This window comes from Gordonia sp. LMA484 (assembly GCF_058129505.1).
In genome coordinates, this window is record NZ_CM176700.1 from 5,071,015 (window position 1) to 5,084,860 (window position 13,846).

The 13,846-nt window shown below is 67.4% G+C and carries 14 protein-coding genes; 8 read left to right on the forward strand and 6 right to left on the reverse strand.

Annotated elements, in window-relative coordinates; translation table 11 throughout:
• Window positions 1-114: 114 nt before the first annotated feature.
• A complete protein-coding gene (locus tag AC4AMJ_RS22530; protein WP_489914825.1) occupies window positions 115-1,341 on the reverse strand; it encodes a sulfotransferase family protein in 1,227 nt (408 codons plus the stop codon).
• A 14-nt stretch (window positions 1,342-1,355) separates the two neighbouring features.
• Window positions 1,356-2,543: a DUF1214 domain-containing protein gene (locus AC4AMJ_RS22535; protein WP_489914827.1), complete on the reverse strand. Its 1,188-nt coding sequence runs from the start codon at window positions 2,541-2,543 to the stop codon at window positions 1,356-1,358.
• A gap of 208 nt (window positions 2,544-2,751) precedes the next feature.
• On the opposite strand from AC4AMJ_RS22535, the gene AC4AMJ_RS22540 reads away from it, so the two are divergent.
• Window positions 2,752-3,903 (forward strand): acyl-CoA dehydrogenase family protein, encoded by a 1,152-nt coding sequence (locus tag AC4AMJ_RS22540; protein WP_489914829.1) that lies wholly within the window; start codon window positions 2,752-2,754, stop codon window positions 3,901-3,903.
• Complete coding sequence (locus tag AC4AMJ_RS22545; RefSeq protein ID WP_489914831.1) at window positions 3,903-4,931, forward strand: acyl-CoA dehydrogenase family protein; 1,029 nt, start codon at window positions 3,903-3,905, stop codon at window positions 4,929-4,931. Before AC4AMJ_RS22540 ends, AC4AMJ_RS22545 begins: the two co-directional genes overlap by 1 nt.
• On the opposite strand, the gene AC4AMJ_RS22550 is transcribed toward AC4AMJ_RS22545, so the two are convergent.
• Window positions 4,921-6,111: an MFS transporter gene (locus AC4AMJ_RS22550; RefSeq protein ID WP_489918494.1), complete on the reverse strand. Its 1,191-nt coding sequence runs from the start codon at window positions 6,109-6,111 to the stop codon at window positions 4,921-4,923. The genes AC4AMJ_RS22545 and AC4AMJ_RS22550 overlap by 11 nt on opposite strands.
• 57 nt (window positions 6,112-6,168) lie before the next feature.
• Here AC4AMJ_RS22550 and AC4AMJ_RS22555 point away from each other — a divergent pair, with 57 nt between their 5' ends.
• Together AC4AMJ_RS22555 and AC4AMJ_RS22560 are read left to right on the forward strand one after the other, a co-directional pair.
• A complete protein-coding gene (locus tag AC4AMJ_RS22555) occupies window positions 6,169-7,365 on the forward strand; it encodes an ROK family transcriptional regulator (RefSeq protein WP_489914833.1) in 1,197 nt (398 codons plus the stop codon).
• A gap of 120 nt (window positions 7,366-7,485) precedes the next feature.
• Window positions 7,486-8,715: an NAD(P)/FAD-dependent oxidoreductase gene (locus tag AC4AMJ_RS22560; protein WP_489914835.1), complete on the forward strand. Its 1,230-nt coding sequence runs from the start codon at window positions 7,486-7,488 to the stop codon at window positions 8,713-8,715.
• 9 nt (window positions 8,716-8,724) lie between these two features.
• On the opposite strand, the gene AC4AMJ_RS22565 is transcribed toward AC4AMJ_RS22560, so the two are convergent.
• From AC4AMJ_RS22565 to AC4AMJ_RS22575, 3 genes are read right to left on the reverse strand one after another with little or no spacing between them, the layout of a single operon-like run.
• A complete protein-coding gene (locus AC4AMJ_RS22565; protein ID WP_489898903.1) occupies window positions 8,725-9,201 on the reverse strand; it encodes a glutathione peroxidase in 477 nt (158 codons plus the stop codon).
• A 36-nt stretch (window positions 9,202-9,237) separates the two neighbouring features.
• The gene (locus tag AC4AMJ_RS22570; protein WP_489914837.1) at window positions 9,238-9,969 is read right to left on the reverse strand and encodes a hypothetical protein; all 732 of its coding nucleotides are present in this window, start codon (window positions 9,967-9,969) and stop codon (window positions 9,238-9,240) included.
• 22 nt (window positions 9,970-9,991) lie between these two features.
• Entirely contained in the window at window positions 9,992-10,699 is a 708-nt protein-coding gene (locus tag AC4AMJ_RS22575) for a TetR/AcrR family transcriptional regulator (protein WP_489898901.1), read from the reverse strand.
• A 163-nt stretch (window positions 10,700-10,862) separates the two neighbouring features.
• On the opposite strand from AC4AMJ_RS22575, the gene AC4AMJ_RS22580 reads away from it, so the two are divergent.
• The 4 genes from AC4AMJ_RS22580 to AC4AMJ_RS22595 all read left to right on the forward strand — a co-directional run bounded on the left by AC4AMJ_RS22580 (window position 10,863) and on the right by AC4AMJ_RS22595 (window position 13,771).
• Window positions 10,863-12,122, forward strand: coding sequence for an oxygenase MpaB family protein (locus AC4AMJ_RS22580; RefSeq protein WP_489914839.1), 1,260 nt, complete (start codon window positions 10,863-10,865; stop codon window positions 12,120-12,122).
• Window positions 12,123-12,307: 185 nt separating this feature from the next.
• A complete protein-coding gene (gene tatA / locus AC4AMJ_RS22585) occupies window positions 12,308-12,499 on the forward strand; it encodes a Sec-independent protein translocase subunit TatA (protein ID WP_489898899.1) in 192 nt (63 codons plus the stop codon).
• Between the two features lie 3 nt (window positions 12,500-12,502).
• Entirely contained in the window at window positions 12,503-12,907 is a 405-nt protein-coding gene (locus AC4AMJ_RS22590) for a globin domain-containing protein (protein WP_489914841.1), read from the forward strand.
• Between the two features lie 9 nt (window positions 12,908-12,916).
• The gene (locus AC4AMJ_RS22595; protein ID WP_489914843.1) at window positions 12,917-13,771 is read left to right on the forward strand and encodes an LLM class flavin-dependent oxidoreductase; all 855 of its coding nucleotides are present in this window, start codon (window positions 12,917-12,919) and stop codon (window positions 13,769-13,771) included.
• Window positions 13,772-13,846: the final 75 nt, after the last annotated feature.

Below are 13,846 nucleotides of genomic sequence, written 5' to 3' on the forward strand. Positions count from 1 at the left end.
GGCTCCTCAGGGAGCGGGGGGACGCGTGCGGGCTCGGGGCCACCACCCGATCCCTGAGGAGGCCCGAAGCGCTAGCGAAGGGCCGTCACGAAGGGGCGGGACACTCAGCCGGGGTCAGAGGTTGAATGCGGCACGGTAGCGGGCGTACACCGCATTGACCTCGTCCTCGGTGAGGCCGAAGTCGGAAAGCGCATAGGTGTGTACGCCGTGGGCATTCTGGGCGTGCCCGGCACGATGCTCGTCCATGCGAGTGCGGATGGTGTCGGTGAGATCGAATCCGGCGGCGTCGTAGATGCGTTTCACCTGGGCCATCGGATCGTCGATGAGATCCTCATAGTGAATGTCGACGAACACGTCGGGTCGTGCAGCACGCACGTCGAGCGCACGGTCGACCATCGCGCCGTTGCGGTCAAGCCAATGCCGGGCAACGGATTCTGCGTCGACGTGGTCGCTGAACATGGAATGACCGTGTGCGAGCATGCTGGAGAACGACGCGGTGGTGCGCAGCGGATCACGGTGGGTCTGCACGATGACGGCCTCGGGAAACACGTCGAGCACGGTGTCGAGATGCTCCAGGTGTGCCGGGGTCTTGAGCACCCAGCGGGGTCGGGGATTCTGCGCGTGCAGGATCTGCAGCAGCGTCTTGAGGTATTCGTACGATGCCCGCATGTCCTGCTGCTGCAGCCACAAGGCATAGGACGGCACGTCGAGCATGGCCTCCGGCACCTGCGACAGCAGCGAATACTCCTGCAGCAGAACGTCTTCCTCCGGGCCGTCGGCCTCCACCGCGTGGATCGCGAAGAACTGCGGATTCAGATAGCGCAGCGACCATTCGGCCAGTTTCGTCTGTGCCACCCGAACTGTCGGTTTGCCGGCCTTCTCCCGCTTCCGCGGCAGCGGATGAATGACCTCCCACGATCCGACCGCGCGCATCTCCGGGTCGGCGGCGATGAGCCGATGCAGCATCGTCGTTCCGCTGCGCTGGAGGCCGGCGATCACGATCGGCGGGGAGATGTCCGTCCGCAGGATCGACGGTTCCCGTCGGATCAGATCAGCGACCCGCAGGCGAGTGGTGAGAAGGCCGTGCAGACGCGCGCGGATCACCAGCGCCCCGAACAGGCTCAGCTCCGATTCCTCGACGATCGACGCGCACAACACATCGAGCGCCTCGTCGGCCTGCGCATCGTCGACCCACGGCAGTCCGGTGGCCCTCTGCGCCCGTCGCCGCAGGCAGTCGGCAGACAGGTCCATGACCGACACACCACGCGTATCGAGCATCCGGCCGACGCGGTTGATCGCGCGCACCGGCCGACGCCGGAACGGTGTGAACGAGGCACTCATCGCGACCGGCCCGGTCAATCCAGCTGTGCGAGTTCGCTGGTCGTGACCACGCGGGTGTGCGGCTGCGGGTGTCGCGCGGCGCGGATCCACCGGAACGTCATGGCGCCGCAGTCGTGTCCGGTGGTGTCGATCCAGTTCGGCACACCCGGATCCTTGTGGGCGACCACGATCCGTACCGAGCCGTCGTCGCGGTAGGTCGCGGTGTGCTTGTTGACGTGGATCGTGTGATAGCGGTAGTCGAGCGACTCCAGCCAGTGGTTGTCCAGCTGGAAGTTCCAGCCGTCGCAGTCCGGGATCTCGCTGTCGATGACCAACGCTTCGTCGGGGCCCAGCCGCCAATAGCTGTGGTAGTAGATGATGTTCGGGTCGCCGCCGGCCTTGGTCGAGCGCTCCGGGTCGAACATCGGCAGCTCGTTGGTGTGCCGGGAGAAGTCGCGCGCCCACTTGGCGAACAACATCGAGGCTCCGGCAACCAGCAGGCTCGCCTTGCCCAGACCGGCATCCAGCTGCGCCGGGGTGAGCGGGGCAGGCAGGGCCGAGCCGGTCAGCAGTTCGATCCGCAGATCCGCCGGGACCTCGGTGCTGCGGTCGGCGAACGTCTGCCGCACGATCAACAGGCCGGTCTGCGGTGTCATCGACAACCAGTTGCCGTCGTGCTCGGTGGCGCTCAGGATGAGTTCGAAGTGGCCGTCCGGCCCGATCTCGAGGTCGGCGGCCTCCACGTAGCCGGTGGTCGGCATCTGCCCACCCTCGCCGTAATTGCCCTCCTGCGTACCGAAGCCCAGATAGTCGACGGTTCCGCGGGTCCCGGTGATGCGGTACTCGAGAGATCCGTCGATGGTGGCGTTCATGTAGTAGTTGTCCGGGTTGTCCGACCCCATCTTCGCCGTCTCGTGGATCATGCGGCGCAGGACCGGGGCCTTCGGGTCGGCGTATTCGACGAAGGCCTCGAGGCCGGCACGGGTGAGTCGACTGAGGTAGCGGTAGCCCTCGGCCTGGGTGAGCGGGTCGGTCGGGGTGCCGGGGAAGACGATCGCCGCCCCGGCCGACTTGAGCGTGTCGCAGAACTCGTCCCACGACGTCCCGCTCACCACCCGCTGCTCGGCGACACTGTCGGGTGTCTGTCCCCGCAGCTTCAGGTACGCCACCCGCGCCCTCTTGAACTGTCCCAATGCCGCCGTCGCGATCGTCCGCCCGTTCATCGCCCGCCTTTCGTGTCACGTCATCCCATGATCGCCGGTATCGAGGACGACTGCCCGGATATCGGCGATCGCCACCCTGACCCGTCCTGCCGCGTCGTCCCGACCTTGCTCCTCCGTTGCGGATCTGCTCCCTCGATCGAAGGAGCGCATCCGGAACGGGGGAGCGACGATGCCGGCACGGATCGCGGCTCGGGTTATCGTCCAAGACATGTCCGAACTCCGTCTGGTCCCACAGACCGTCGACGATCCGTCCGAGTTCCATTCCCTACGCCTCGAGGTCCGCGACTTCGTCGACGAGCAGCGCGCCGCCGGTCGCATCGGGCGCCGGGTCGACAGCTGGCTGACGGGGTGGGATGAGGAGTTCACCGCGGCCCTCGCGGAACGCGGCTGGTTGGGCATGACGGTCCCCGTCGACTACGGCGGGCGCGGGCGCGGCTTCGTGGAGCGTTTCGTCGTCACCGAAGAACTCCTGGCCGCCGGTGCACCCGTCGCCGCGCACTGGATCGCCGACCGTCAGATCGTGCCCTCCCTCCTCAAGTACGGCACCGAGGCGCAGAAGCAGCGGTACCTGCCCCGCATCGCCGCCGGCACCTGCTTCTTCGGCATCGGCATGAGCGAACCCGACTCGGGCTCCGACCTCGCGAGCGTGCGCACCCGGGCCACCAGGGTCGATGGCGGGTGGTCGATCACCGGCACCAAGGTCTGGACCTCCGGCGCCCACCGGGCCGAGGCATTCATCTGCCTGACCCGGTCCGAGCCGCTCGACCCGGCTCATCGCCACAGCGGTCTGAGCCAGTTCATCGTCGACCTGCGCGGGCCCGGGATCGACATCCGCCCGATCCGGTCGATGGACGGCAGCCATCACTTCAACGAGGTGATCCTCGACGACGTGTTCGTGCCCGACGACATGGTGTTCGGCACCATCGGCGAGGGCTGGACGCAGGTGACCTCCGAGTTGGCATTCGAACGCAGTGGGCCGGAACGATTTCTGTCCACCTTTCCGCTGCTCGCCGAGACGGTCGACGAGATGCGGACAGGCGCGGTGCCATCGCATCCCGACCTGGGCAGGCACGTCGCCCACATCGCCGCACTGCATCAGATGTCGAGCGCGGTGGCCGGTGCGCTCGCCCGTCACGAACCCGCGGACACCGCCGCGGCCGTCGTGAAAGTCCTGGGCACCACCGGTGAGGGCGACATCGCCGACTTCGCCGACCGGCTCCGCGACGCCGCGGCGCCTGGAAGTGACGATTTCGCCCGCATGGTCGACGCCGCGGTGGTGCAACGCCCGGGATTCACGTTGCGCGGCGGCACGAACGAGGTGCTGCGCGGTGTGATCGCGCGCGGATTGGGGTTGCGCTGATGACCGCCGTCGACCGTGACCTCGTCGACATGATGTCGGCGGTGTTCGCCTCGCATCGCGAGAAGACCTCCGGCGCCGACACCGAAACCGGCTCGGCCGCATGGGACCTCGAACTGTGGGAGCAGTTGTCCGAGCTGGGCCTCGCCCGGCTGACCGGCAGTGAGGACACCGGCGGCAGTGGCGCCGACTGGTTCGCCTCCGCCGAATTGTTGTCCGCCGCCGCCACGCACGGGGTGTCGGCGCCCATCGTCGAACACGATCTGCTCGCCGGCTGGCTCCTGGAGACGGCCGGCCTACCGATCGACAACCGACGACGCACCGCTTGCATCCTCGACCAGCACGGAGTCGCACGCGACGTCGGCTGGGCGGCGAGCGCGGAACGAGTCGTGGTCATCTGGCGATCCGGTGACACCTCTCTTCTCGCCGATGTGCCGGCCGCGGATCTCACGATCAGGCCCGGAACCAATGTCGCCGGCGAACCACGCGACACCGTCACCGCCGACATCGCCGCGTTGACAGGGACACACCTCGACGAATCGATCGCCGGCCAGTTCGTGCTCCGCGGCGCGCTGGCGCGGGCCGTCCAGATCTGCGCAGCGCTCGAACGCACCCTGGAGCTGACGGTGGTTCATGCCACCGAGCGCCACCAGTTCGGTCGGCCGTTGGCACGGTTCCAGGCCGTCACGAATCTGATCGCCGACATCGCGGCCGAGACCTCACTCGCACGGGCCGCGACCGAGGCCGCACTCGCTTCGGCCGTGCACGGCGACTGGACCGGCGAGAACCTGGAGTTCGCTGTTGCCGTGGCGCGTTCGTGTGTCGGTCAGGCCACGTCGGTGGCGGTCCGCAATGCCCACCAGGTGCATGGCGCGATCGGGACGACCCGCGAGCATCGCCTCCACGAGTTCACGCTGGCCGCACTCGCCTGGCGATCGGAGTTCGGTTCGACACACCACTGGGATGAGATCGTCGCGTCGGCCGCGCTGGACGTGGGCGCCGACGGACTGTGGGCCCTGATCACCGGCTGACGGTGGCGCGCGGGAACGCTCTCGCCCCCACAACGGCGACGCCCAGTCCCAGGACCACCAGCGCCGACCCGAACCACGCCAGTGCCGACGTGCCCGCGGCCGTCGTCAGGAGCGCACCACCGATCACCGCACCCAGAGCGATGCCGACGTTGGAGGTCGAGTTGATCCAGGCCCCGGCGATCTCCGGGGCGTCGGGCATGGCCCGGACCGCGGCGGACTGGTACATCGAGGGCACACCACCGAACACCCCGTTCCACAGCGCAACCGCGAGCACGAGTGCCGGCAGCCACTCGTGGGTCACCCAGACACCGAGCATTGCGGCCGCCAGCAACCCCAGAACGGCCAGCACCGTCGAGCGGGGATGGCGATCGATCGTGCGGCCGAGGCACGCGAGTCCGACGAGACCGCACACCCCGCACAGCAGCAGGATCGGGCCGATCGACGCCTCGTGTGCGCCGGCGGTCAGGAACACCACCGTCACGTAGGTGTACAGCGTGTACTGCCCGACGAAAGTCAGGGTGTTGGACGCGACGACGACAGCGAGATCGGTTCGTGTCCCAGGAGGAAGAATTCGCCGGCCGGCCGGCGACCCGGCCACCGCGGGCAGCGTCCGCGCGACCAGCACTAGGGTGATCGCCGCGAACACCGCCAGGATCGCGAACGCCACCCGCCATCCCACCAACGAGCCGAGAGTCGTCGACACCGGGACGCCGAGCACGAAACCGGCGGTGGCCCCACCGGACACGAGCGCCAGGCCGCGACCCACCTGGCCACGTTCGACGAGCAGCGGCACAAAACCGATACAGACCGAGAAGAACAGCGCGTGCGAGAGCCCCCCGACCATTCGCCCTGCGGCGACGAACGCGAACGTCGGCGCCACCGCGATCATGAGGTTGCTCAGGAGGTAGGCACACACCGTGGCCAGGATCAGCGGTTTGCGCGGGAGCCGTCGGGTCGCGATCGTGAGCGGCACCGAGAAGAACGCGACCATCGCGGCATAGACCATGACGAGCAGACCGGTGGTCTGCTCGTCGACGTCGAAGGCGTCGCCGATGGCCGGCAGCAGACCCACCGGGAGCATCTCCGTGGTGACGGCGAGGCACCCGGCGAGGGCAAGCGCCATCAACGCGGGCAGGTTCTGACGAACACCGCGCCGGGTCGAGGTCGAGTCGGTGGAGATGGCCACGCGCCGAATATACTCGTGATCAGAGTTTAATGAAAATGGGGGGATGACCCGGTGACCTCACAGCCGAGCAGCGCGACACCGGCGCGCTGGTTCACCGCCGCGCGGCTGATCGATCTGGTCCGCACGCAGCCGGGTATCACCCGCGCCTCGGCGGCCCAGGAGCTGGGCATCGGCAGTGGCGCGGCGACCGAACTGCTGAGCCGGATGCGCCGCATCGAACTCCTCGATGAGAGTCCCGCCCCCGCCCACGGACGCGGCCGGCCCTCCACCGTTCTTCGTCCCCACCCGAACGGACCGGTCGTCGTCGCCGCGGACCTGACGACGACCGGCTGGCGGGTCGCGACCGCCGACATCACCGGGGCCCCGATCATCGAGGCGAGCACCCCGGACCTGGGTCGCGACCCGCAGCGGGTACTCGCCGACATGGCCGAGGCGATCCGGGCGATCCATGTGCGCGAGGCCGACCGGGTGCGGGCGGTGTCGGTGTCGGTCGCCGGCACCGTCCGAGACGATCGCCTCGTGCAGTTCACCCGGCGCGGGTGGCGGGACGTGGACCTGTCGCGGTTGACGTCGGATCTGCCCGCCGACGTCGAGCTGCCGGTCCTCGTCGGCAATGACGCGACACTCGCGGGTCTGGCCGAGGCGCGGACCGGCTCGGCCCGTGGCGTCGGCACCGCCCTGCATCTGATCATCACCACCGGGATCGGCGGGGCGCTCATCGTCGACGGCGTACCCGCCACCGGGGCGCACGGCAGCGCCGGCGAGTACGGCCATGTGCCGTTCGGCGATCCGTCTCGACTGTGCCCCTGTGGCGCCCACGGATGTTGGGATCTCACGCTGGACGGGCGTGCCCTCGCCGAACATCGCGGCGACCCACCACCGGAGAACGCACCCGGCTACATGCACACGGTCCTCGACGAGTACCGCGGCTCATCCGTGGCCGACACCCGCACCGGCGCGGCCCTCGCCGCAGTCGCCGCCTCACTCGGTCGAGGCGTCGCCGGACTGGTCAACATCCACGACCCCGACGTCGTCACGCTCGGCGGGCTGGCCGCACCGCTGCGGGCCGCTGCGCGCGAATCCTTCGACGAAGCCTACCGGGCCGGTCTCATGTCGTATCGAAAAGACTCTCCCCCAGCAGTTTTGGACGGGATATATGGGGACGACGGACCGTTGTACGGCGCCGCGGCCTTCGGCGTCGATCACATCACCACCGTGGAATCGCTGGCGCGATGGGGCAGCCGGTGACCGCTCGGGCATTACCTGGAGACAACCGTGCCGCGGCGTGCACCCGAGTAAGGTGAGACACGATCCCAACAGCGCAGGCAGAACAGAGATCTGCCCCGAAGCACGAGGGAGGCGACGCTCATGACAACCATGGTGATCGTGGGAGGCGGCCTGGCCGGCGCGAAAGCCGCTCAGGAACTGCGTGAACACGACTTCGACGGACATGTGATCCTCTTCGGTTCCGAGGAACACCTGCCGTACGAACGACCGCCGTTGTCCAAGGAATTCCTGGCCGGCAAGAAGAAACTCGCCGACTTCACCGTCCACGACGGGGAGTGGTACCGCGACAACAGGATCGACCTACGCCCCGGTACCACGATCGAGAAGATCGACCCGTCCGCGAAGACCGTGCAGCTGCCCGACGGCTCCACCGTGAGCTACGACAAGCTGTTGCTCGCCACCGGCTCTCGCTCACGGCATCTCGATCTCGCCGGGGCGGACGCCGACAACGTTCACCACCTCCGCACGATCGACGACGCCCAGAAGCTGAACGCGGCGATCCATGACGGTTCCCGCGTCGCGATCGTCGGCGGCGGCTGGATCGGCCTCGAGGTCGCGGCAGGTGCCCGCGAGCGTGGCGCACAGGTGACGGTCGCCGAGGCCGCACCACAGCCGCTGCTCGGCGCACTGGGTGCCGAGGTGGCGCAGGTGTTCGCCGACCTCCATCGCGCCCACGACGTCGACCTGCGGACCGGGGTCGAGGTCGAGGCCGTGATGACCGACGACGGCGGCGGCCACGCGCAGGGCCTGCGACTCGCCGGAGGCGACACGGTCGACGCCGACCTGGTGTTGGTCGCGGCGGGCGCGATACCGAATCTCGAACTGGCCGAGACGGCCGGCCTCGAAACCGGCGGCGGCGGTGTCCTCGTCACCGCCGGTCTGCGCAGCAGCGACCCGGACATCTACGCCGTCGGTGACATCGCCAATGCCGAGCATCCGACTCTGGGGACCCGGGTGCGCACCGAGCATTGGGCGAACGCCCTGAACCAGCCGGCGATCGCGGTCGTGAACATGCTGGGCGGCGACGCCGAATACACCAATCTGCCCTACTTCTTCACCGATCAATACGACCTCGGCATGGAGTTCACCGGCAGTACGTCCGGGTACGAGAAGGTCGTGTTCCGCGGTGACGTCGAGGGACGTGAGTTCGTGGTGTTCTGGCTCGACGACGACGCGCACGTCCAGGCGGGCATGCAGGTGAACGTCTGGGATCAGCTCGAGGACATCAAGTCACTGATCTCGTCGGGCCGGCCGGTCGACACCGCGCGCCTGGGTGATCCCGACGTCGCGCTGGCAACGCTGATCTCGTGAGGGACCGCGTCACAACACCTTCGTGATCGCGCCCGTCAGCTTCTCCGGCTTGGTGGTCGGCGCGAAGCGGTCGACGACCTTGCCGTCGCGGCCGATGAGGAACTTGGTGAAGTTCCACTGGATTCGTCCGCCCAGCAGTCCGCGCTTCTCGGATCGCAACCAGGCATACAGCGGGTGTGCGTCGGGTCCGTTCACGTCGATCTTGGCGAACATCGGGAAGCTGACGTCGTAGGTCAGCGAGCAGAAGTTCTTGATCTCCTCCGCGTCACCGGGTTCTTGATGGGCGAACTGGTCACACGGGAAGCCGAGCACGCGCAGCCCTTGGTCGCCGTATTGCCGGTTGAGCGCCTCCAGACCCTCGTACTGCGGCGTGAACCCGCACTTCGACGCGGTGTTGACGATGAGTAGCGGTAGCCCGGCAAAGGTCGACAGCGGAACGGTGTTGCCGTCGATGTCGGCTGCGGTGAATTCGTAAGCGGTGGTCATGTCTCCCTCTGCGGATGCGCGGGTGTCGTCGTCGAGCTAAGTGTAGACACGCGTACTCAGAATCTGATCGCAGGCCGCCGGGCCTTCGGCGATGCCCCGCGTGAACGCCTGCCCACGGTCGTCGCCGTTTCCGTGCGTGGCGTTGTCGGGCAGCGCGTACATGAACGCGGTCGCCTCGGCGAGGTCGGCGGCGCCGAGGCGACCATCGGTGACCAGCCAGGCCATGCCCGCACCCGACCAGCAGTCGCTCGCCAGTTCCAGTCGCCGCAGCTCGTCGGTGGGACCGAAAATGGTGGTGGACACCGGTTTCAGACCCGCCGCCTCCTGGACGCCGTGACTCGATTCGTGCAGGAAGGTGGCGATCGCCCGAGTGCGGGTCGAGATCAGGTCCGCGTCGGTCTCCGGGTTGACGAAGGTGATCCGATCACAGTGGTGCAGCCCGAGGTTGAGCAGCTTGCCGAGTTCGGCGTAGACGCAGATGTCGCGGTTCTGCGGATTCCACGACAGCCCGAACGCCGGGTTGTCGACCCGCACGGTCTCGCGGACCACGCCGGACCTGCCCCGGTGCGCGAGCCACAACTGGGTCATCGCCGCCGCGCACGCCGTGTTCCTCGACGGTTTCTGGTCGGCCGTGCACGCCGCGAGATCAGGCGCGATCGCAGTGGTCCGAAACGGCGCCGCGAGCACATCAGTGGTCGGTGCGACGAGCATCAGCGCGGCGGAGGTCAGGGCGATGACGGCCATCGAGCAGATTCGCCTGTGTGTCATCTCGCCTCGTCCCGTGGCCGGTTCAGCGAGGCATCGACGGACCGGAATCCAGCATGGGGACGAGATATCGACGGGCGATGTCGGCCAGTTGTTCGTCGTCGTGCACATCGATCAGTTGGCTGGGCACCGTCAGGAACGAGTTCGAGATACGAACCATCATCTCGGCGGTCAACTCGGTGTCGAGGTCGGGGTCGATGTTCCCGGCGTCCTGCTCCCGGCGGAGTTGCTGTGCGACGAATTGGCGCACGGCCACCAGCATTCGGCCGTCGTCGGCTCCGATCGACCCGGCCAACAGGGTCGGCTCGGTCTCGAGAAGACCGCCGATGAGGGGGTTGCTCAGGATCGAGCGCAGGGAGCTGACGAAGCCGAGCACGACCCGTTCCGCCGCCGTGTCGGCCTTCTCGATGTCGGCGAGAAACCGGAGGAAGTAGCGTCGGAACTCGCGGAGGATCACCTGCTCGACGAGCGCGTCCTTGGTGTCGAACTTCCGGTAGATGGTGATCCGGGACAGTCCGGCGCGACGGGCCACCTCTTCCATCGACGAGCGCTGGATACCCATCCGACAGAACTGCTCGAACGCAGCGTCGAGCAATCGGGTCCGGGTCGGATCGTCGTCGGGTTCGTGCAGGTCTCCCCCGACCACGGCCACGTATGCCCGCTGCAGCAACGACTGCGGCTGCGGCGATGGAGATTGCAGCTCCAGCGGCGTGGCGGCCTGGCCAGGTTTCACTCGATCTCCTCCGCCCCTCGTTGGCGAAGCATACCGCGCATCGCTCCAATCATCCGAAAACGTGTGTATCCAGAATCACTCCGTGCTACACCTATGAAACAGCGATACAGCGATTGTTACATCGCGTCATCGAGTCGGGTGGCGATAGACGGGAGTGAGAAAGATGGAGAACGTCAACAGGAGAACTCTGTTGAAGGCAGGCGGCACGGTAGGTGCGGTGGGCGCTTTGGCCACCGTCACACAGGCGTCACCCTGGACATGGTCGCCGGCCGAATCGTTGCCGGGGCGCGGCAGCGGCGCGGACCCCAAAGGTGTCTGGGATGACGACGCCGACCCCGTGGTCGCCAGACTGCTGGACCGGGGACAGGTGCCCGAGGTCAACCGGCTGCTCCGATCGTGGACGAAGAACGGGCAGCCGCTGCCGGCCGGGCTGCCCAAGGAACTGCGCGATTTCATGGAGCATGCGCGTCAGCTTCCGTCGTGGACCGATCGTGGCAAGTTGGCGACCGCAGTGAAGTTCAACGAGAAACGCGGCACCTATCTCGGCGTGCTCTACGGGTTCGCCAGCGGCATGATGAGCACCGTCATCCCGAAAGAGGCGCGCGCGGTCTACTACTCCAAGGGCGGCGCGGACATGAAAGACCGCATCACCAAGACCGCGAAACTCGGCTACGACATCGGCTCACTCAACGCCTATCAGTCCGACGGCGAGATGGTCGTGACCTGCGTGAAAACCCGCCTGGCCCATGCCGCGGTGCGCCACCTCCTGCCGCAATCCCCGTGGTGGGAACACGCGGCTCCGGAGAAGACGCCGATCAGCCAGGCCGACATCATGGTCACCTGGCACAGCCTGCCCACCACGGTGATGCGCAACCTGCAGAAGTGGAATGTGCCGATCGCGCCGGACGAGTCGGAGGGCTTCCTGCATTCCTGGCAGGTCAGCGCCCACATGCTCGGTGTGCAGGATCAGTACATCCCCAAGTCGTGGGCGGCGGCCGACTCACAGGCCAAGCACGTACTCGACCCGATCCTGGCGCCGACGCCGGAAGGCAAGAAGCTCGCCGACATCCTGCTCGGCCTCGGTTACAACCTCGACCTCTCGCTGCTGTCCCGCGGAGTCCTCGGGGCGTTGACCCGATTCATGTTGGGCGACAAGATCGCCGACTGGCTCGACATCCCCCGGGAGCCCGTGTGGACCCCGCTGCTGGAGACCGCCTGGGGCCCCTATGTGGCCGTACGGGAGGGCGCTCTCAATGTCGGCGTGCCCAAAGAGGCGTACTGGCTCTTCGACGAGTTCCTGCGACAGTTCGTGCTCTTCTACATGTCCGAACTGCACATGCCGATCAACATCCAGATGCCGGTCATCAACAACCCGCACTACCCCGGCAACAGCGGCGGCAAGCAGTCGGGCGGCTATCGCTGAACACCTACCGGTCCAACCGGTTCGGATGTCGGGGGCAGGGATGAGGCGCCGGATGCGTGGCGCCGTCGGACCTGCGCCGCGGTGGTGGGGATCGGTGGTGTGGCGGGCGCGTCGGACGCGGCCGCCACACCGTCCGGTCCCGCAGTCGCACCGGATGATTCACGTCGAGGAGTGAGGAGAACGACATGGGGGCATTGCAACCCTGGCACATCGTCCTGGTGGGAGTGGCGTTCGTCGTGCTCTTCGGCGCCGGCCGCCTTCCCGATGCCGCCCGCGGCCTCGGGCGGTCATTGCGGGTGTTCAAGAGTGAGATGGCCGAACTGCACGAGCCCTCCGAACGGCAGCAGCCGATCGGGCACGACCACGAGAAGCCCTGAGCCGTGGACAACAAGGTTCTCGAAGACAGCCTCGCCCTGGTGGATCTGCCCGACAACGGGCTGACCATCCGGTTCTACGACATCCTGTTCGAGCGCTATCCCTCGGTGCAGCCGATGTTCGGGCGCGACACACGGGTTCAAGCGGCGATGTTGCGCACCGCCATCGTCTCGGTACTCGATCATCTCGACGACGGTGACTGGCTGACATCGGAACTCGGCTCACTGGGACGGCGCCACGCCGAACTCGGGGTCACCGCACCCATGTTCGACGCCGTCGGCGAGTGCATGATCTCGGCGATGGCCGAGATCGGCGGGGACGCCTGGACACCTGCGATGGCCGCGGCGTGGACCGAGGCATTGACCGCGGTGAGCACACTGATGCTGGAGGGGTATCCGCGCGACCGGTAGCGTGCCACCATGCGTTTCGGAATCTGCATCCTGCCCGACCAGCGGTGGTCCCGGTCGCGACCCCTGTGGCAACGAGCCGAGGAGATGGGTTTCGACCACGCGTGGACCTACGACCACCTCGTCTGGGGCGGGCTCCCCGATTCCCGATGGTTTTCCTGCATCCCGACGCTGACCGCGGCCGCCGGGGTGACCGAGCGGATCGCGTTGGGCGCGTTCGTGGTGTCACCGAATTTTCGCCATCCGGTGTCGTTCTCCCGCGAAGTGCAGACGCTCGCCGACATCTCCGACGGCCGCTTCCTGCTCGGGCTCGGCGTCGGCGGCACCCCCGACGACACGCTGCTCGCCCAGCCGGAACTCACCGTCGGGCAACGCGTCGATCGTTTCCGGGAATTCACTCATGTGCTCGACCGGACGCTGCGCGACGACCATGTGACGTTCGACGGCGAGTACTACAGCTCACGTGACATGCGCCTGGTCGGCGGCAGTGTCCGGGAGCGCGTGCCGCTGCTGCTGGCCGGCAACGGCCCGCGCAACGTCCGTTTCGCCGCACGCAACGGGGACGGCTGGGTCACCACCGGAACCGCGGCATCGTCGTTGGAGGACTGGTTCGCCGGCATCGCCCGGAACTGCGCGGTGTTCGACGACGCGTTGGCCGTCGGCGGTCGTGGCCCGATGGACCGCTATCTCAGCCTCGACGCCTCACCCCGCAACGCGCTCGAGAGCGTCGAACTCTTCGACGAGATGGTGGGCCGCGCCATCGAGCTCGGCTTCACCGACGTCATCGTGCACTGGCCGCGCGCCGATGAACCGTACAAGGCGCCGATGGCGGTACTCGAGGCGGTGGCGGCGCGCGGGCTGCACTGATCGACCATTCCTCAACGCACGTTGTGATCCACGGCACTTCCGCGCTAGGCTCCGGATCAGTCAGTTGACTCACCA

What these genes read in the sequence shown, in the direction of transcription:
- AC4AMJ_RS22530 (WP_489914825.1), bottom strand. Translation starts at nt 1,341, where the DNA reads ATGAGTGCCTCGTTCACACCGTTCCGGCGTCGGCCGGTGCGCGCGATC.
- AC4AMJ_RS22535 (WP_489914827.1), bottom strand. Translation starts at nt 2,543, where the DNA reads ATGAACGGGCGGACGATCGCGACGGCGGCATTGGGACAGTTCAAGAGG.
- AC4AMJ_RS22540 (WP_489914829.1), top strand. Translation starts at nt 2,752, where the DNA reads ATGTCCGAACTCCGTCTGGTCCCACAGACCGTCGACGATCCGTCCGAG.
- AC4AMJ_RS22545 (WP_489914831.1), top strand. Translation starts at nt 3,903, where the DNA reads ATGACCGCCGTCGACCGTGACCTCGTCGACATGATGTCGGCGGTGTTC.
- AC4AMJ_RS22560 (WP_489914835.1), top strand. Translation starts at nt 7,486, where the DNA reads ATGACAACCATGGTGATCGTGGGAGGCGGCCTGGCCGGCGCGAAAGCC.
- AC4AMJ_RS22565 (WP_489898903.1), bottom strand. Translation starts at nt 9,201, where the DNA reads ATGACCACCGCTTACGAATTCACCGCAGCCGACATCGACGGCAACACC.
- AC4AMJ_RS22570 (WP_489914837.1), bottom strand. Translation starts at nt 9,969, where the DNA reads ATGACACACAGGCGAATCTGCTCGATGGCCGTCATCGCCCTGACCTCC.
- AC4AMJ_RS22580 (WP_489914839.1), top strand. Translation starts at nt 10,863, where the DNA reads ATGGAGAACGTCAACAGGAGAACTCTGTTGAAGGCAGGCGGCACGGTA.
- tatA (WP_489898899.1), top strand. Translation starts at nt 12,308, where the DNA reads ATGGGGGCATTGCAACCCTGGCACATCGTCCTGGTGGGAGTGGCGTTC.
- AC4AMJ_RS22595 (WP_489914843.1), top strand. Translation starts at nt 12,917, where the DNA reads ATGCGTTTCGGAATCTGCATCCTGCCCGACCAGCGGTGGTCCCGGTCG.